15 protein-coding genes and 1 pseudogene are annotated in these 18572 nt (G+C 38.2%); 3 read left to right on the plus strand and 13 right to left on the minus strand.

The window, feature by feature from the left end:
* Positions 1-13 precede the first annotated feature (13 nt).
* From AC27G3_RS03195 to AC27G3_RS03215, 5 genes are all read right to left on the minus strand, one after another.
* Positions 14-1354 carry a BamA/TamA family outer membrane protein gene (locus AC27G3_RS03195; protein ID WP_487118733.1) on the minus strand — a complete coding sequence of 447 codons (1341 nt, stop codon included), beginning with the start codon at positions 1352-1354 and terminating at the stop codon, positions 14-16.
* A 57-nt stretch (positions 1355-1411) separates the two neighbouring features.
* The gene (locus tag AC27G3_RS03200; protein WP_487118735.1) at positions 1412-2098 is read right to left on the minus strand and encodes a DUF3313 family protein; all 687 of its coding nucleotides are present in this window, start codon (positions 2096-2098) and stop codon (positions 1412-1414) included.
* A gap of 105 nt (positions 2099-2203) precedes the next feature.
* Positions 2204-4300, minus strand: a complete 2097-nt coding sequence (locus AC27G3_RS03205; protein ID WP_487118736.1) for a carbohydrate-binding family V/XII — start codon at positions 4298-4300, stop codon at positions 2204-2206.
* 128 nt (positions 4301-4428) lie between these two features.
* On the minus strand, positions 4429-5085 hold the full coding sequence (locus AC27G3_RS03210) for a hypothetical protein (protein WP_487118737.1): 657 nt from the start codon (positions 5083-5085) through the stop codon (positions 4429-4431).
* Entirely contained in the window at positions 5082-5645 is a 564-nt protein-coding gene (locus AC27G3_RS03215; RefSeq protein ID WP_487118738.1) for an HdeD family acid-resistance protein, read from the minus strand. Before AC27G3_RS03215 ends, AC27G3_RS03210 begins: the two co-directional genes overlap by 4 nt.
* Positions 5646-5937: 292 nt before the next feature.
* On the opposite strand from AC27G3_RS03215, the gene AC27G3_RS03220 reads away from it, so the two are divergent.
* Positions 5938-7533 carry a sulfatase-like hydrolase/transferase gene (locus AC27G3_RS03220; protein ID WP_487118739.1) on the plus strand — a complete coding sequence of 532 codons (1596 nt, stop codon included), beginning with the start codon at positions 5938-5940 and terminating at the stop codon, positions 7531-7533.
* Between the two features lie 103 nt (positions 7534-7636).
* A complete protein-coding gene (locus tag AC27G3_RS03225; RefSeq protein ID WP_487118741.1) occupies positions 7637-8407 on the plus strand; it encodes a hypothetical protein in 771 nt (256 codons plus the stop codon).
* 175 nt (positions 8408-8582) lie between these two features.
* Here AC27G3_RS03225 and AC27G3_RS03230 read toward each other — a convergent pair.
* The 8 genes and pseudogenes from AC27G3_RS03230 to seqA all read right to left on the minus strand — a co-directional run.
* Positions 8583-8675: pseudogene (locus AC27G3_RS03230) on the minus strand (hypothetical protein); the annotation flags it as partial.
* Between the two features lie 159 nt (positions 8676-8834).
* Complete coding sequence (locus AC27G3_RS03235; protein ID WP_487118743.1) at positions 8835-9767, minus strand: SphA family protein; 933 nt, start codon at positions 9765-9767, stop codon at positions 8835-8837.
* A 211-nt stretch (positions 9768-9978) separates the two neighbouring features.
* A complete protein-coding gene (locus AC27G3_RS03240; RefSeq protein ID WP_487118745.1) occupies positions 9979-11589 on the minus strand; it encodes a dihydrolipoyllysine-residue acetyltransferase in 1611 nt (536 codons plus the stop codon).
* A gap of 20 nt (positions 11590-11609) precedes the next feature.
* Positions 11610-12587: an alpha-ketoacid dehydrogenase subunit beta gene (locus tag AC27G3_RS03245; RefSeq protein ID WP_487118747.1), complete on the minus strand. Its 978-nt coding sequence runs from the start codon at positions 12585-12587 to the stop codon at positions 11610-11612.
* Between the two features lie 2 nt (positions 12588-12589).
* Positions 12590-13771, minus strand: coding sequence for a thiamine pyrophosphate-dependent dehydrogenase E1 component subunit alpha (locus tag AC27G3_RS03250; protein WP_487118749.1), 1182 nt, complete (start codon positions 13769-13771; stop codon positions 12590-12592).
* Positions 13772-14126: 355 nt separating this feature from the next.
* Positions 14127-15221 carry a succinylglutamate desuccinylase gene (astE, locus tag AC27G3_RS03255; protein ID WP_487118751.1) on the minus strand — a complete coding sequence of 365 codons (1095 nt, stop codon included), beginning with the start codon at positions 15219-15221 and terminating at the stop codon, positions 14127-14129.
* Positions 15222-15279: 58 nt separating this feature from the next.
* The gene (pgm, locus tag AC27G3_RS03260) at positions 15280-16926 is read right to left on the minus strand and encodes a phosphoglucomutase (alpha-D-glucose-1,6-bisphosphate-dependent) (RefSeq protein ID WP_487118752.1); all 1647 of its coding nucleotides are present in this window, start codon (positions 16924-16926) and stop codon (positions 15280-15282) included.
* A 117-nt stretch (positions 16927-17043) separates the two neighbouring features.
* Positions 17044-17595 (minus strand): replication initiation negative regulator SeqA, encoded by a 552-nt coding sequence (gene seqA / locus AC27G3_RS03265; protein ID WP_487118754.1) that lies wholly within the window; start codon positions 17593-17595, stop codon positions 17044-17046.
* Positions 17596-17757: 162 nt separating this feature from the next.
* On the opposite strand from seqA, the gene AC27G3_RS03270 reads away from it, so the two are divergent.
* Positions 17758-18549, plus strand: a complete 792-nt coding sequence (locus AC27G3_RS03270; protein ID WP_487118756.1) for an alpha/beta fold hydrolase — start codon at positions 17758-17760, stop codon at positions 18547-18549.
* Positions 18550-18572: the final 23 nt, after the last annotated feature.

The following is an 18572-nucleotide window of genomic DNA, read 5'->3' on the forward strand; positions in this document are numbered from 1 at the left end:
ATGAATTAAAGGGTTAAAAAGGATGGCCAACCATAACCCACATATTAGTGCCTTCGTTTGATTTAGCAATATCAAACCTAACAACTATGCCTGCGGTTAATGCCCGTATTGAAAAGCCAACATCGCTTTTCCAATCAGTAAGTAACTCATTCTTAGTGTAAGTAGGTGAGACTCTTCCCCCTTCAACAAAAAAGACCGTTTGAAACCAATCTAAATTCAAAAACTTTAACCATTTTACATCGGCAATTGGGTTGTAATCTAAGGTCATTCGATATTCTGCGCTGGCATAAATAGCGGCTTTATCATGAAAGCGACTTTGCCTAAATCCTCTCATTCTGTACATACCACCTAAACTTGCCCCTTCTAAAAAAGGTGCATTATTTATCACTTCACTATTACCATTTTCATCATACAATAATTGCCAACTTGGTGAGTAGCCTGTCCAAAAGTTTAGTGCCAATATATTTTGTTTGGCAAAGTCGGTTGCACCAAAAGAAAAATACTGACTCGCTTCAAATTCAATAAAGCTCCAATCGTTATTCGACTCTAACCACTTGGGATTATAAGTATATGCAAAATATTGAGTGCTGCCCTGACTAGGATTCGTTGGGAAATCGGTATTATCATAAAGGTAGCCCAGCTCAATGGCATGTACAGCGCCATCAAGATCTCCATCATCAGTTTGGTATAATTGATACCGATTAAACTGACGCGCTATTAATACACTAGTACCATTTTTTAGAGGATTCCATGACGCTATTTCTTTTGTAGGCTCTGTGACCAAGCCGCCTGCTAAATGATAGGTTTTCATTGCGCTATCAGCAGCATCCCCCCAAGGCAGTACATATTCAAGTTTAACTTCCCACCAGTTATTACTGCCTTTGGCCTCAACAAAGTCATCGAAGTTAGAGTCGTTCGATCCAGCTCTTGGCTCACCAGTAGGCGTAAATTCATGAGGAAGCGGTGTATATGCTCGTAATAACGGGTATTTACCAATCATCCCAACACTTGAGAAAAATAAACGTTCAGAGTCAAATAGTTGGTAATCCCATACACCAAAAGCAAGCCCTTTGGAATCACCACCAAAAACGGTCGCTCCAACAGACATTTGTTTTTGATATAAGCCTGTCGCCATAACACCGACACCTAAAATAGCGCCTAAATCGTCGGTAGAAAAAGCATAAGGTAAAATTAAACTATCACGCAGATGGGAGTTTTCAATGCGCTCTACATTCGTTTTTGCTCTAGCAGATGCTTTGGCATAAACGTTAAAACAAGAAAAGCTAATAACAATGACAAAGAGGGCTAACAAGGTTTTGGGCATTAATAATTTAGCTCTACTAACGAACGACAAAAAATATCGCCAAACAGTACATTAAGCAATGTTTGGCGACTATATTACAATAAATTATTACTTGGCTTGAGCTTCGTCAAACTTTGTGCGAAGTGCTTTTGCCCATTTTTTAATAATAAATTTAGCGTCTTGTCTGTTAGATACTCGGTTTGCCCACTGTAACTGTTCTCTACCTCTGGCTTCTTCAGCGTCAACAACACGAGCTAAAATTTCACCACTGACTGCGTCGTAAATTTCAATAAACAATGTTGCCTCACCGGCATCTTGAACATAACTTTTTACATTGACTGATGTCATAATATCAGGCGCATTTACGTCTAAATCTATGATGGCTGGCTTTAACAACAATGTGCCGGTTGATGCTTCATTAACCACTTTAAATTTGGCATCTTTAGCCATTTCTTGTGAAAAAGTTTCATCAAACAATTGAGCCATGTCATTTTTAATTTTAATAACATCTTTATCTCTTAATCGAGTAGAAAGACCCGGTTGATCATTATTATAATCTCGCTTCCAGTTTTTCTTAAAAGCAACAGTACTTTTACTGATTATAATTTTATCGTAATCAGTAAAGTTAACGCCTTCTTTTTGATAAGCAATTGTCGAGCGAGTGCTTTTAACTAAGTTCAAACCATCGGGCGATACAGGGTCCGCTTTTTGTTGATCCATTGAACTACAAGCACTCAGTGCTAATACACTACAAACTGCTACCGCTTTAACATTAATTAACGTATTCAATTTCATCTTTTCATTCCTTTTGCTTATGATTTGTATAAAATTTTGTATGAAGATCAACATTATTATCATGACTAATTAACAGTAATAAATTAACAGTTAATTAGCAAATGATTAACGCCTACGAATTCCGCCGCCGCCCAACATTTGGCGATGGTTTGAACCCATTTGACGCGCCCTTAAATCTCGATTCAAGCCACCACGGTCAAAAGATGGTCTTGTGCTTGGTCGTTGCACAGGCTTATTGATAGAAGGTCTGTTCACATTAGGTTTGTGAATACTCGAAGGAAGCTTTTTATCGCGCTGTTGCGGAATATTCTTCCAAGTATTGTTGGTACGATTTTGCCATTTGTTCCCATCTCTTCTCACGACTTTACCGCTTTTGTCAGCAAAAATATTATTCGCTCGTTTAGGTCTATTTTTAGCTTTTTGAAAGTTATCTTTTCCTAGATGTTGTTTGGCATTTCGCGCTCTATTTTCTGGACGAGAATATAAATTATCACGACTTCTGTGCTGAGTAATATTTTGCTTCAAGTCATGGCGATTCCCCACATTAATAGTATTACCAATATTAATATTGCCATTTACGTTAATCGATGTATGGTGATATCCACCGCGGTAACCACCGCCATACCAGCCACCACAACAAGGACGATAATGACCATAATATCCTCCTCCCCAACTTACGCCAACACGGAAAAATGGCCCGCCCCAACTCACACCAAAGTTCCAACCTGTCCATGGATTATAACCGACATGCATCCCCCAAGTAGGAGGACGAGGATAATACCATCCGCCAACGTAAGGAGGGTAATACCAACCAGTACCATAAATCGGCACACCATAATAAGGATAAGACCACATATAACCTGGCGTGTAACCCACATAAACGATCTCAGGTGTCGAGTCATAAATATCAACGTAGGTTAAGTTGTACACGGGAGAACTAGGTGGAATAAGTGCTATTTCATCTTTAGGAATATTATCGGCAACTTGCCAAGGGCCATCGGCATTTTCTGCCACAAACCACACACCATTATCCACTGCATAATAAAGGTTATTAATTCGTAACACTTGTGCCCCCGTATTTACTGCATACGCGACATCTGTTCCACTGATATTTTTAAACTCGGGTTTACCATGGTAACTGACCTCAAGCTTTGCTTCATCGCGTTTTATCGCCGCTGTTTGTGGAATTTGTGCATCAAGTATTGCTTGTTCTGCTTCATCAGTTCCAGCAACTGACACTCTTAAACCTCCAATGTCAGACTCTGGCGGAATGCTTTGGAAGCTTTTCGGTAATTTATCAGCACGAACAAATGACCATGGGCCTTGTTCTGATTTACTTTTAAACCACCGACCTGATAACAGCAAATACATCTCTCCACTGGATAATTCACGCAACCAGGGTGTTTCAGTATTTTTGACATACAACAACTTACCACCGACTAAACTTGTCCACTCAGGTTTACCGGTAGTAACAATTAACTCTGTTGATGAGGTTGCTGTTACTATAGCGGGTGCGGGTGACGCCTCACTTTTAGTATCGTCGTCATTTTTTGGCATCATAGCAACGAGATCGTCAGGCGGATATTGAGTAATAATCCATGGTCCCGTAGCTTTAGAGGATTGATACCAAAAATCGCCACTGGTTAAAAAATACTTACTCGCATTGACTTTAACCACTGCAAAAGGGGTATTCATTGCACGTTGATAATGGCTATTTTCAATGTTTTTAAAAATAGGCTCTCCGTCATAAGTTAATAAAACCGACAATTGGTTTTTGAAAATAATGACCGGAGGCTCATTTTTTATATTATCTAAGCTTTTCTTTACTTGTTTAGCCGTTGCTAAACTTGCGGTTAACTTTGATAAGGAAGCTGAAAAACTTGAGTCTTTCAGCTTTTCTTCAACAAAATCAGTAAATTTTTGCTCTCCTGCATCTTTCGAATCTGGCCAACCGACTTTTAGCACTTTAATATCACTAAAAGTGACAGAGTCGGTATTTCGATCGGTATCGATGTTAGTCGTAAACCAAAAAACACCGTATAGCGTTTCTTTATCTTTCACCTCTAAAGCCATAGCAGCACGAGCCGTTAATACATTTCCATTTAGGCTTTCAGGTTGTGGTTGATACACGACAATATTAGCAAGGTCGCCAGTTAGCTCTTGCGGCCAATCTATATCAGCACGAACTATTTGTGAAAACATTAGCAACAGACTTATTAACAAATAATGCAAATATTTATTCACTCGAAGATAATTTACGTTCATGTCACGCCTTGTCTTAAGTTATTGTTTATAAAATTAACACGGTTAAAAATTTATTTTTTAATAGACTAAATTTTAAACTTATAATTGAGAATGACTTCATTTTCTGTTGATGTCTCTAAGTAGACTATCTGAGTGTCATTAATATGATAACCAAAATTGAATTCCATATAAAATTGTCGAGTTTCTTCACCGTCAAAACCATAAGTATATTGCGGGTTAAGCATAAGATAGAAATCTTCATTAATATCATATTTAAAGTACGATTGAACAATGGCTATTTTAGTTTCTTGAAATAAATCGTCTGCTTCCCAAGATTTCCCATAGGTAAGACCCACATACATTCTTAACTGCTTTGATAAAGGCAAAACTTGTAATACACCTACAGTAGCGTAATTAGACGTTATGCCATCAACTGAAAAGTCTGTTCCTGCATCAACAAACACGCCTGTTCCGGTGTTTTTATTCGGGGTAAATATTCTGACTCGATAATCCTCAAGGTTTTTCTTCGCTTCAATTTTACCTAAAATACCCCAATCGCCTCGATGCATACCAAACTGAAATGCAGCACCTAACCCTTCATTCCCTCCTGTAAGCGCACCACCTGTGTATACAGCCATAGGATCAGAAATATCAACTTTTTTTTGAGGTGTTTCTGCGGCTTGTAATTTTCCAAAGACTAAAGAGAGACAAATCACCAAGCAGATATAAGTTAACTTGTTCACTTTACTGTCTCTGTTTTATGTATAAGTTTAGACAAACTAATTAATGCAATACCATCAAATAATAAATTAATACCAATAATTAACCCTACTATCCATGCACTCGCAAATGGCCAACTATCAAAAACAATAATGCCTAAAACAAACGAAAGCATCCCACTAAATAAACTTAACCATTTTGCCGTCGCTTTAAGTTCAAAAGCTAATAATATTGAGCCAAAACCACTAAACAGGAAATAAATAGCGATAAGTAACCCTAGCACAGACAAAACAATACCCGGATGTATTAAAATAACTAAAGCTAATATAAGGAGAATAAAAGGCTTGAACCACAACGACATACTTTGCCTTTTAGAAAGCCAAGCATTAAATGCTAATGCACAAGCCGCTAATAAAAATAAACCACCAACAAATAGATTAAAACTTAACGCAATAACATTGGGTACGATAATCCCTAATACACCTAGTATTATCATTATAATACCGGTTGTTTTGAGATTTTTTGAAAAAATAAAGTCAGAAGTTAGAGCCGTTAATTCTGAGCGTTCGGTATTACCTGTCATTGCAGTGCTTCCTTTACAGTTGGTAGAATGGTTCCTTGTTAAAACCACGCTATAATGATTATTTAACAATTTGTATTTTGTATTAAAATCAAGTTAACTGCAAGTTAGAACAACCTACGTTAACTGCTAGTATTTTGACTATGAAAGAATTATTCTACTATTGAAATTATTTTTTGCTTTTAAATGAGTTAGCCACTTATTGATTATGGAAATTGTTCTTGTTTAAGAACATATTATTTATTTAACATAGCTGAATTACACTCAACAAACTCGATTAATTAAAGGATAAATTATGAAGAAAAGATTGTCTCCCTTATTAGCTAGCTTAATCATTCTTGGTATCAGTACGACGTTACCTGTTTTTGCTGAAACTAGTGGCTTATCTCGTGCTGTTTCTACTTATGATTATATGCAACCTGCCATCCCTCGTGCCGAGCAAGATAAGTTAGCAAAAAACAAACTAGCTAAGCTCAAAAACAAGACAGGCAAACGCCCTAATATTGTTTGGCTAGTTGTTGACGATTTAGGTTTTGGTGATGTCGGTGGTGTATTTGGTGGCGGTGCACACATCGGTGCGGCAACCCCTAATATTGATAATATTGCTAATCATGGTTTATCGTTAACTTCAACTTATTCACAGCCGACATGTACACCAACTCGCTCAGCAATGATGACAGGTCGCTTACCTATGCGTACGGGCCTTATTCGCCCTATTCTCGCGGGTGATAAACTTTCTAAAAACCCTTGGGCGAGTGAAGACAGTGTTGCAAAAATATTATCTAATGTTGGCTACCATACTATTCTAACCGGTAAGTGGCACACAGGCGAGGTTAAAGGAATGCGTCCACATCAAGTTGGGTTTGATGAATTTCAAGGCTATTACGCTTCACAAAAAGAGCTGACTCAACAATTTGATTACCGCCGCTACCCAGACTTAGTCTTAGATAAAGAAAAATTAGAAAAATTCAAAAAAGTATCAGGGAAAATTGATATGTACTACGGCGCTAAGGGCAAAAAAGAAAAAGTTGTTCTTAAAACCACAGGACTTGACCAATTTGCTGAAGCTGATCATGTTTTAGCCGATTTCACAATGAAGAAAATAAAAACCTTAGCCAAAGGTAATAAGCCATTCTTTATTGCGCACAACTTTATGCGTGTACATGCTGATAATCACCCAAGTAAAGAATTTAAAGGCAAAAGTGCCAGTAAATACCCTTTTAAAGATAATGTAGTAGAAGTTGATGCGCTGATAGGTCGTATTGTGAATACCATTGAAAAAGCAGGCGTTGCCGATAATACTTTTATTTTTATCACCTCGGATAATGGGCCACAACGTGACACATGGCCAGATAATGGTTACACCCCTTTTAGAGGTGGTAAAGGTACCTCATTTGAAGGCGGTATCCGTGTTCCTGGCATTGCTTATTGGCCAGGTATGATTGAACCAAATACGAGTGCTGAACTATTCGATTTAATGGATCTATTTAATACGACTGTTTCTATCGCTGGTGCCAGTGATAAAATTCCTACCGATAGATATATAGATGGCATTGATCAAAGTTCATTTTTATTAGGGAAAAATGGACACAGTAAGCGAGAACAGATCTATGTTTGGATGAATACGACTCTAATGGCAGTTCGTGTAAGGGAATATAAAGTGCATTTAAAAGCAATGCATTTAAATAATACCTTTCAAAACATTGATTATGCTTCAACCTCTGATTTTGGTTTGTCACCATGGGTGTTCAACTTATTTGTTGACCCTAAAGAGGAGCTTCCTGTTGGTCATCGATTAAACCCTTGGGTAGCATCGCTTATCGCTGAAGCTAAAGCACATGGTGCAACATTTAAAAAGTTCCCACCAAAAAACATTGGTTTAGGTCTATAAGTTACCATCGTCTATATAGTAGAATCTATTCAATCCATAAATAGATTCTACTTTTCACTCAAGAATAATTTTAAAGCAATCTTTTTAAACAAAAGGAAAACTCATGAAAAAAATCATACTCTTTATTTTACTGTTAATTTTACTCGTTAGCGGTGGTGCAATATGGTTTCTAGGCAGTGATAAGCTTAATATATTAATCGCCGAACAAATTGAGGTACAAGGCAGTAAAATAACCGACCAAGTCGTCACGGTTAAAAAAGTGGATATGCAGCTGCTTCATGGCGCAGGTACCATTAATGGCTTAGTGTTAAATAACCCGAAAGGCTATTCAACTACTCCAGCATTTTCACTAGATACTGTCACCTTAGATATAAACATTAAAAGTTTAGCTGGCACCAGTAAAGGCGAGCCAATTGTAATCGACGCAGTGATTATTGATACGCCAGAGGCTTTAGTAGAATTCAATGAAACAGGTGGCTCAAACATCCAAGAAATACTGGATGCAGTTAATAAAAACTTACCTAAATCAGCAGCAAATAAACCAACCTCAGAACCTAGTAATACTGGCACAGGTCCACAGCCTAACATTAAAGTGAAAAAGTTTGTTTTAGCGGGTGTCGCTTTGCGCGTCGATTTAACAAAACTTGGTAATACTAAACATAAAAAGACTTTACCTGACATTAACTTAAGTAACATTGGTGGTGAGGCTGGTTTACCTGCAAATGAATTAGGCGGTGAATTACTTAAAAGAGCGCTTTCTGCTATTTGGAAGTCGGCTAAAAATGAACAGCAAAAGGTATTAGAAGATAAAGTGAAAGATAAGGCAAAAGAAAAAGTGACTGAGTTATTTGATAAGTGGAAGAAAGATAATTAGTTAATCCTTATTATTGTGCTTGTAGTTTGTTGGGGATCTAAAATCGATTAAAGATCCTCAACAATCTATTTACACAAATTAAAATTGCACTACCCTTTCAATTAACCACATACCAGCTACTGCCCCAATTAGATAAGCATTAAATGTTTGATATTTGTCTACATTTATAAAGCGTTTAATTCCCCCACAATACCAAAAATACGCCAGCAATAAAGACAAGCTGACCTATTTCAACACCGACATTAAAAACGCTAATGGTATAAATTGATCTTTTTGTGGTAAACCTAACTCAAGCAACACTAAACCAAAACCATGTAATAAACCAAAGCTACTGGAAACGGCTACAGGGTAACGATAGCTAATTGATATACATCTTCAATGTATAAACCATGCATCGTTCATTGAAAAATCTTTTCATAGCACTAAACTAGAATTTAGCCATAAGCTTTAAAAAAATTGTATCCCCCTTCACCCTATTGGTAGTACTAAATTCATGTAACCACTTTAACTCTGCCAATATATCAACATTACCCGTTTTCTTAACAAACGACATGACAGGACCCGCACCAACGCTGCGTGCTTTAAAGTCACCAAACGTTGCCCCTTCACCACTATCGCCTGACACTTGTTTATAATAAAACCCTGTAGCACCAATACTGGCTGCTCCTCCCCATAAAGGAAAATGTTGCGCTAAGGTTGTTTCAATATGTGCTTGAGAGCCAGATTTATAATGAGTGTCATCGTTTTCTTGATTAAAGTCGATACCAGCAAAAATACTAGCTTCAATACCATTTTTTTGCCCTAAGTATACCGCTGCAATTGTCGGCTCAATGGTCCAGAAGTTTTTCCCCGTATTAGCTAACTTGCCTACTTGATAACTGCCTGTAGGTGCATAGAGTGAAATACGGTAATTAATATTTAAATCACCGTTAATACTCTGATTAAGCATAAGTGGCATTAACACCACATCGCCTATAGCTTTATCGGTATCTGTTTTTCGTAAATTATTAGCGTCAGTAAGTGCATCAGCACTCACTTGCATATCAACAAAAGGAATAGTCGCACTAAAAGCATAACTCCAGTTTTTCCCTAAATCTATATCAGGGCTATAAAGCATTGTTAATCCGAGAGCTTTCGAGTTTACATCAACATTAGCCGCTTCTACACCGGCAAGCGGTAAAGTGTGATTAAAACCACCTTGATATTCCAATATATTTAATCGAGTAATAAAGGTTGGTTCTGTCGGAACACCATCCATAAAGGATGCCATAGAACCGGGCATGTAATGGCCGCTGCCACCTTCTTCAGCTAGGGTTGGTAATGATAGTAGGCAAGCAAGTAATGATATTTTTTTAATCATGATGGCTCTGTCCAAGTTGAGAGAATTAAACTTCCATTGTATACATATAATAATTACAACAGATTACTTTAATGTTATCAATGAAGTATTTATCTAAGAAATTTCAATTCTAAACAAGAAATAAACGCGCTACCTTTATTTTTTATCAATAAAAAAACCTGCATAAGCAGGTTTTTTAGTTTCAACAATTACTAACAATCTTAATAAATAACTAACTCATATGAACAAGCATATTGCTGGGTTCTTCTAAAAAGGATTTCCATAAGTTGCAAAACCTTGCAATTGAGCCGCCATCAATAATGCGATGATCGCCAGACCAACTCACTTGCATTATGCTTCGAGCTTCAACATCACCTGCTGCATTAAAGCGAGGCAGTGTTTGCAGTTTACCAAGGGCTACAATGGCGGCTTCAGGCTTATTAATAATAGGTGTTGCTACGGTTCCGCCAATAGCACCAATATTCGAAATAGTGATAGTGCCGCCTTTTAAGTCAGCCGTTTGTACTCGACCGCTTCTTGCATCATTAGTTAAACGAGTAATATCGCCAGCTAATTCGAGTATTGACTTATGTTGCACTTGTTTAACGTTTGGCACTAACAAACCAACTTTAGAATCAACTGCCATACCAATATTATGATCATCAAAGTACGTCAACTCAGTACAATCATCATTCACTTGTGAATTAATAATAGGATACTGCTTAAGCGCTAACGACATAGCCTTCATAAAAAACGGCATCATGGTTAACTTAATATCTTGCTTGTCAGTTAAGTCTTTAATCAAGCTTGTTTCTTTTAATTCTTTGCGCAGCTTAATTAGCGCTGTCATGTCTATTTCTTCACAATAGGTAAAGTGTGGGATAGTTGAAACAGAATTTACCATAGCGTTTGCCATAACCGCTTTAATACCGCGAATTGGCTCTACTCGTACACCACCTGTTGGATCTTTATGTAGTGTTTTACTGTTAACAACATTATCACTTGTGGCTTTATGACTTCCGCCAGCATTAAAGGCTACAACATCTTCTTTGTAAACACGTCCTTTTTTACCTGTGCCTGGAACTTCGTGAATATTAACACTTAATTCTCGTGCAACGCGTCTAACGGCAGGACTAGCAATAGCTTTACCACTTATAGGCTTATTAGCGCTACTTGTTTGGTTAGCAGCTTGGTTAACTGGCTTTTTAGCAACAATCTCTTGAGCGTGTGTTTGTTCAGTAGTGCTTTCATTAACACTCGCACCTGATGTGTCAGCCCCACCCTGAATTTCAATAGCAAATAAAGGCTGATGTACTTTAGCAATCTCGCCTTTGGCATGATAAAGCTTTACAATTTTACCCGCATGCATTGCAGGTATTTGCACTAAGGCTTTATCGGTCATTACATCAGCAATGGGCTGATCTTCTTCAATTAAGTCCCCTTCACTAACTAACCACTCAACTAATTCACATTCAACAATGCCTTCGCCAATATCAGGAAGAATAAAATCCTCAACCGTATTAGCAGACACTTTGTTTACTTGGCTAGGCTTAGCTTGCTGTTCTGCTGGCTTAGTTTCTACCTCAGTTGTGGAAGTTGCTGCTCCTTCTGGCGTAATTGCAAACAAAGGCTCATGGACTTTGGCAATTTCGCCTTGTTGATAATAAAGTTTTTCAATAACGCCATTATGCATAGCTGGAATTTGAACTAATGCTTTATCGGTCATTACATCGGCAATCGGTTGATCTTCTACAATCACATCGCCTTCTTTCACTAGCCATTCGACTAGCTCACACTCTACAATACCTTCACCAATATCTGGCAATATAAAATCAATACTCATAATCTTTCAGCCCCGATAAATTAGTAATTCATGCTACGTTTAATTGCTTCGTATATTTTTAAATGATCCGCAACATACTCTTTTTCTAGCGCTAATGGATACGGCGTATCTAAACCACACACTCGTTCAATAGGCGACTCTAAGTGCAAGAAACATTCTTTTTGAATAGTTGCTGCAATTTCACTAGCAAAACCTGCAGTTAACGGTGCCTCTTGAGAAACCACTAAGCGTCCCGTTTTAAGCACTGAGTTAGCAACAGTTTCAATATCCCAAGGTAATATGGTGCGCAAATCTACAACTTCACAAGAAATTCCCTCATTTGCTGCCATTTCAGCAGCTTTTTCAATAATTTCCATTTGAGCTCCCCAACCAAGCAAGGTGATATCCTTACCCGCTGTTACTACTTCAGCTTTACCTAGCGGAAGTTGATAATCTTCTTCAGGCACCTCTCCAACCGATGCACGGTATAAACGTTTAGGCTCAAAAAATATTACCGGATTGTCATCACGAATCGAAGCTAATAATAACCCTTTAGCTTGATAAGGATTACGTGGGATAACCACCTTTAAACCCGGTGTATGAGCAAAATAAGCTTCAGGTGATTGGCTGTGATATAAACCACCAGCAATGCCACCACCATAAGGTGAGCGAATAGTTAGTTTACCTACATCAAATTCGTTACCACTGCGGTATCTAAATTTTGCCGCTTCATTAACAATTTGATCAAATGCGGGGAAAATATAATCGGCAAATTGAATCTCTGCTATAGGAACACTGCCTTGTGCAGCTAAACCATTAGCAAAGCCAATAATGCCTTGTTCAACTAAAGGGGTATTGAAACAACGTCCTTTTCCATATTTTTCTTGTAAGCCGCTTGTTGCGCGAAAAACACCACCAAAATGTCCAACATCTTCACCAAAACAAACTGTTCGTTCGTTTTCTTGCATGGCAATGTCTAAGGCGTTATTGATGGCATGTAATAAATTCATTTGAGCCATGATTAAAATTTCCCCGCAGTAAATGGATAAGCATCTGGATATTTATTGATGTGCGTTTTCAGCTCATCAAGTTGCGCTTGTAAATGCGCGGGTGGAACGTCATAAACATCTGAAATTAAAGTATCTAAATGAGGTTTATCAATTTTTTCTGATACTTTTACCGCAGCAAGTACTTCTTCTCGGTATTGTTCGAACAGCTCTGTTTCTTGTGCTTCATCCCACCAACTTTGGTTAATCATCCAGTTTTTCATACGTAGGATAGGATCGTTCGCTTGCCATTCTTCTTCTTCTTCACGAGTTCGATACCCTGAAGGATCATCCGAAGTAGAGTGCGCGCCCAAACGATAAGACATTGCTTCGATAAGCACTGGGGCATTTTCTTTTAATGCATAAGCACGTGCAATTTGAGTGGCTAAAATTACAGCGAGAATATCATTTCCGTCGATTCGAAGTGTTTTAACACCATACCCCACTCCTCGAGATGCAATACCGTTACCTTTATACTGCTCGTCTGCAGGTGTTGATATTGCATAACCATTGTTACGACAGAAAAAGATAACGGGTGCTTCTTGAACTGCAGCCATGTTCAAACCAGCATGAAAGTCACCTTCTGAGGCTGCACCTTCACCAAAGTAACACATAGTGACCGCATCTAAACCTTGTAATTTTTGACCATAAGCATAACCTGTTGCTTGTGGAATTTGTGTGCCTAACGGCGATGATATTGTCATATAGTTCAATTCGTTTGAACCATAATGAATAGGCATTTGACGACCTTTGCCTAAATCTTTCGCGTTAGAGAACATTTGATTCATAAAGTTTTCAAGACTGAAATCTCTAAACATCAAAGCGCCTTGTTCACGATATTGCGCCATGATCATATCTTGAGCTTTTAAGCCTGCCGCACCACCAACGCTGGCTGCTTCTTCTCCAAGTGCTGCCATATAAAAACTTAACCGCCCTTGTCGCTGTGAAGCGACCATGCGTTCATCTAACACTCGATGAAATGCTAATGTTTTATAAACCTTAGTAGCTAAGGCTTGATCCATTTCAGGTAACTGAGCCCCTTCGTAGGTACTACCGTCTTGTTTGAGTATTTTTAGTAGGGGAATTTCAACTGAGTGACCGTCAATAAAACTTGGCTGGTGCACTACCTGCCCTTCATTATATGTGTCAGAGTTCATAGCATTCTCTTTATTATTTGCTTGCAGTCTAGGTAACTTTTTACAAGATGAAAAATAAACATTTTTAATATACTGATGAGTATAGACCTATACACACAGACCACTAAAAACATGGGTTAATTTATTCAATTTTGTATGAAAAAAGTTCACTTATTATTAGCCGTTATTTATACGCCCGAACTTTACCTTTACGTAAACTGAGATTCAAGCTAACAACGAAATAGAGCCTCAAAATGCGCATTCACAGTGAGCATAAATGTTTACAGGCACAATTAACTAATTAATTTAAAAGAAAAAAGTGAGTTATAAAAACTCACTTTTTTGACAAGAAGGGTAACGACAAGAATGGCAGAAATTAATCAATAGTGGTTGGTGTTACCGTTAATAACGCTCGTTGTCCAATGGCAACATTGGCATTAGGGAAGATAATCGCTTCTCCGAGTTTCTTTGTTCGATGCTCAATATCACCATCACTAGCAATTAAGGTATTAAGTGGAAAATCGGTAAAATTCTCAACATCATCAGCAAAGTGCAGTTTAAAGTCTTGCTGGGTACGGTTAATAATTTGATCAATTTCGAAAATACTAAAGTCACTCGCTTTATATGTTTTAAGCGCTAAATCTTGTCCGGAAATAAAACGCGTTAATGTTTGGCTTACCGCAGCAAAGTTGGCTATATCATTCTCACCAAAAGGTTTTACTTTTCCTAGCTCTACAGTAAAGGCATCTGCACCGAACTCATTAGAAGAGAAGTAACTAAAGGTTGTCGTAGGTGAATGCGACAATAATACGGTATTAATACCACAGGCGAGTAAAAATTGGAGTTGCTCTTTTTTCCAAGGTTGTTGATGTCTGAATGGATAAACTGCAAATTTATCATTTTTTGAACCACGGATCGCAGTGTGTAAATCGTAATGATAACGCTGACGATGATTACTGACTTTACTGCCTTGTTCAAAGAAGTCTCTCACGGTATTTTCTAATAATAACGCACGATGACGTTCTTTGTTAATCAATCCTTCGCCATTCCCTTGATCTTGCGAGTGACCTCCCGAAAACAAACGGTTAAGGTTTTCTTCAACAAAACGCTCACCAATATTAATAGAAGCTGGATTACCAAAGATAAACAATACACGCTCTTGAAGATGCAATTGCCCTTTAATTAACTGCTTGATTAATTCTGCGCAAATTTCTATTGGTGCAGTTTCATTACCATGCACAGCACTAGAGAGGACAATATCTTCTGTTGAGGCATGAGCTAAAGGCTCAAAAGTAATAATCCCTGTATTTAACACAGACACTTTACAGCGGCTGTTAGCATCAGCATGAGAAACCTCAAAAGAAAATGCAGGCATTGAATACTCATGTTCGCGAGTTAAGGCAAGAAAATCACCCGTTTGCTCGAGTGTTTTTTGTAATTGATCTTGTTCGGTTTTTGAATACTCTGTCACTGTAACTTCCAATTTTATTTACGTGTCTTGTAGTGTCGATTAACTTTAAGATTAGCGCTTATAAGCCAGCTTGCTTAAATGCCGCACTAACAATATCTTGTGCTTCAACAATAATGGCTTGCAAATGCGCTTCATCTATAAAACTTTCTGCATAAATTTTATAGATATCTTCAGTGCCCGATGGACGAGCAGCAAACCAACCATTTTTTGTCACCACTTTTAGGCCGCCAATTGCCGCATTATTGCCAGGTGCATGGGTTAAGACTTGCTTAATAGCCTCTCCAGCCAACGTTTTAGCTGTTATAACCTCAGCACTTAACTCAGTTAACACTTTCTTTTGTGGCAAACTCGCCACCGCTTCAACTCTGCCATAACACGGCTGACCTAGTTTTTTAACTAATTCAAGATAATGTTGATAGGGATCTTTTCCCGTTACCGCCAAAATTTCAGCCGCTAGCAGTGCCATAATAAAACCATCTTTATCTGTGGTCCAACAGCTGCCATCGAGCGCTAAAAATGAGGCCCCCGCGCTTTCTTCACCGCCAAAAGCAAAGCTAGCATCATGTAGCCCGTCAACAAACCATTTAAAACCAACGGGAACTTCTGCTAAAGGACGCTGAATATATTCAGCAACACGGTCGATTAACGAACTCGATACTAAGGTTTTACCAATTTTTGCAGTTTTCGGCCAACTTCTATTGGTCATTAAGTAGTTAATAGCTACAGCTAAATAATGATTAGGGTTCATTAAACCACCAGATTTGGTAACAATACCGTGGCGGTCAAAATCTGGATCATTACCGACGGCTAAATCAAAATCATCTTTCATGGCAATAAGTCCTGCCATGGCATAAGGCGATGAACAGTCCATGCGAATTTTACCGTCTTTATCTAGTGGCATAAACGCAAAACTCGCATCAACAACCGGATTTACTATTTGTAAATTAATGCCGTATTTTTGCGCGATAACTGGCCAATAATTAATGCCCGAGCCACCTAAAGGATCAACACCGATAGCAACGCCAGCGTCGGCAATGGCTTTCATGTTAATCACTTGGTCAAGCTGGCTAACATAAAGATCAATAAAGTCTTGTTTACTTAACAATGACGATCCCATGGCATCAGCTAAAGGAATTTGCACAACATCAACTAAGCCATTAGCTAAAATATCATTCGCTCTTTGCTCTATTTGTTGGGTAATTTTACCTTCAGCAGGACCGCCATGAGGGGGGTTATATTTGATGCCACCATCTGAAGGAGGATTATGTGAAGGTGTAATAATAAGCCCATCAGCTTGTTCAGTATTGTTTTTATTATGACTGATGATTAATCGAGAAATGACGGGGGTTGGCGTAAAGCCTTCATCTTGTTGAATGACAACAGGCACACCATTACCAATTAACACCGATAGTACACTTGCAAAAGCGGGCTCTGATAATGCGTGAGTATCTTTACCTAAAAATAATGGTCCATTAAAACCTTGTGCTTGACGATATTCAGCAACAGCTTGGCATATTGCAAGAATATGATGTTCGTTAAAGCTTACTTTACTTGCTCCACCTCGATGGCCAGACGTACCAAAGGTAACTTTCTGCTCAACTATATTGACATCGGGCTGCAGAAAAAAATAATCACTCACTAACCGGCCAATATTAATTCTATCTTGTGGGCGAGCTGGTTTGCCTGCATGGTGATGAACTGTCATTACTATTCCTTGAAATTTTAGCTGATGATAATCTTACGAGCTTTTGTTTAACATAGGTTAGCTTACTCGGTTTTAGGCAGTTTTAGCTAATGTTAACTTATTCAAATGACGTATTGATTATAACAATTCGCGAATTTTTTCCGCATCATCATCATTATAACCAAGTGAGCTTGCTACTTTAGTTAACATCATCTTCTTACGTGTGGTGTTCGAGTTTGTCATTACCCAATATGGGCTATCGGGAATTTGGCGCGGTTTGGTACTGCTGCCACTTTCTTCAAGTTCTTTCTCACTTTTAGCAAAATATAAACGATCTCTTCCGCTAATTTCTGTTACAACTGAAAATTGTGAAGTATGACCACGATATAATGCTGCTAAAATTAATAAGAACCGACCAACAGCGCCACGCTGCATCGCTAACTCTTCTTTATTAACGTAGTTAAATACCGTTTCATTAATATCTCTGGCTACTGCAACCTCTTCATTTACGACTGGAGTCGCAGGTTCTGTTGGTGCTTCTTCTGCGATTGTGCTCGCAGCAGTAACAGGCATAGCTTCGCCTTCAACCGATATTAGACGACGTAGAATTGAGGAGGCACTCTCACCAATAAACTGAGTATTACTCGCGATGAATTGATAAAGTTCTTCGTCTATTTCGATGTTTTTCATATACTACCTTACAAAAAATATTGTCGCGCGAGAGTATACTTATCTTAATGAAAACTCTCTAGTAGAGTTTAATAATAGTTATCTCTTTTTTATCCCTAAATGTTGTTCATTACGTTAAAATAGCATTTTACTTTCAAATACGTATATTCAGGCAGGCACTAAATGACGTTACTCCACTCTCCAATTCTTAATTTTCAACAGCAAGGTAGCGGCGAGCACCTGATCTTAATACATGGCTTGTTTGGCAGTTTAGACAATTTAAATATGGTCGCAAAAGTACTCGCAAAGCAATACACAGTTACCAGTGTAGATGTGAGAAATCATGGTCAGTCGTTTCATAAAAACGATATGGCTTACGAAAACTTAGCGCAAGATATTGTTAATTTACTCGATCATTTATCGATAAGTTCCGCTTATGTTCTTGGTCATTCAATGGGAGGAAAAATTGCGATGCAACTCGCGTTGGACTTCCCCAACAAAGTAAAAAAATTGATTGTGGCTGATATTGCTCCAGTGCAATACCCTGCACACCACACGAAAATTATTGAGGGCTTAAAATCAATTGATTTAACAAAAGTTAATAAACGTAGCGACGCTGACAGCCAATTATCCGCTTATGTCGACAACATTGGCGTAAGACAGTTTTTATTGAGAAACCTCAGTCGAAATCAAGAAGAAAATGCCCTTAAGTTTAGCTTTAGCTGCAACTTAGCATTTATCGATAATTGTTACCCTCAAATAATGAAAGCGTATGAGGGCAACAGCCAATACAACCAACCTACTTTGTTTATAAAAGGAGGCGATTCAGATTATATTCAGCTCGCGCATAAAGCTGCAATCGATAAGATATTGCCCAATGCTACCTTCAAAATAATACAAGGGGCTGGCCATTGGCTACACGCAGAGAAAACCACCGCATTTAATAAGATTGTCGCTGACTTTTTAGCGCTATAAGCTGAACAATCTCAGCATAAAAA

It is taken from the genome of Colwellia sp. SU-HH01217 (genome assembly GCF_057543495.1).

Bases quoted from the DNA above. Each gene is read 5' to 3' on its own strand.
- AC27G3_RS03200 (WP_487118735.1), bottom strand. From the start codon at position 2,098: ATGAAATTGAATACGTTAATTAATGTTAAAGCGGTAGCAGTTTGTAGT.
- AC27G3_RS03205 (WP_487118736.1), bottom strand. From the start codon at position 4,300: ATGTTTTCACAAATAGTTCGTGCTGATATAGATTGGCCGCAAGAGCTA.
- AC27G3_RS03215 (WP_487118738.1), bottom strand. From the start codon at position 5,645: ATGACAGGTAATACCGAACGCTCAGAATTAACGGCTCTAACTTCTGAC.
- AC27G3_RS03220 (WP_487118739.1), top strand. From the start codon at position 5,938: ATGAAGAAAAGATTGTCTCCCTTATTAGCTAGCTTAATCATTCTTGGT.
- AC27G3_RS03225 (WP_487118741.1), top strand. From the start codon at position 7,637: ATGAAAAAAATCATACTCTTTATTTTACTGTTAATTTTACTCGTTAGC.
- AC27G3_RS03235 (WP_487118743.1), bottom strand. From the start codon at position 9,767: ATGATTAAAAAAATATCATTACTTGCTTGCCTACTATCATTACCAACC.
- AC27G3_RS03240 (WP_487118745.1), bottom strand. From the start codon at position 11,589: ATGAGTATTGATTTTATATTGCCAGATATTGGTGAAGGTATTGTAGAG.
- AC27G3_RS03245 (WP_487118747.1), bottom strand. From the start codon at position 12,587: ATGGCTCAAATGAATTTATTACATGCCATCAATAACGCCTTAGACATT.
- AC27G3_RS03250 (WP_487118749.1), bottom strand. From the start codon at position 13,771: ATGAACTCTGACACATATAATGAAGGGCAGGTAGTGCACCAGCCAAGT.
- pgm (WP_487118752.1), bottom strand. From the start codon at position 16,926: ATGACAGTTCATCACCATGCAGGCAAACCAGCTCGCCCACAAGATAGA.
- seqA (WP_487118754.1), bottom strand. From the start codon at position 17,595: ATGAAAAACATCGAAATAGACGAAGAACTTTATCAATTCATCGCGAGT.
- AC27G3_RS03270 (WP_487118756.1), top strand. From the start codon at position 17,758: ATGACGTTACTCCACTCTCCAATTCTTAATTTTCAACAGCAAGGTAGC.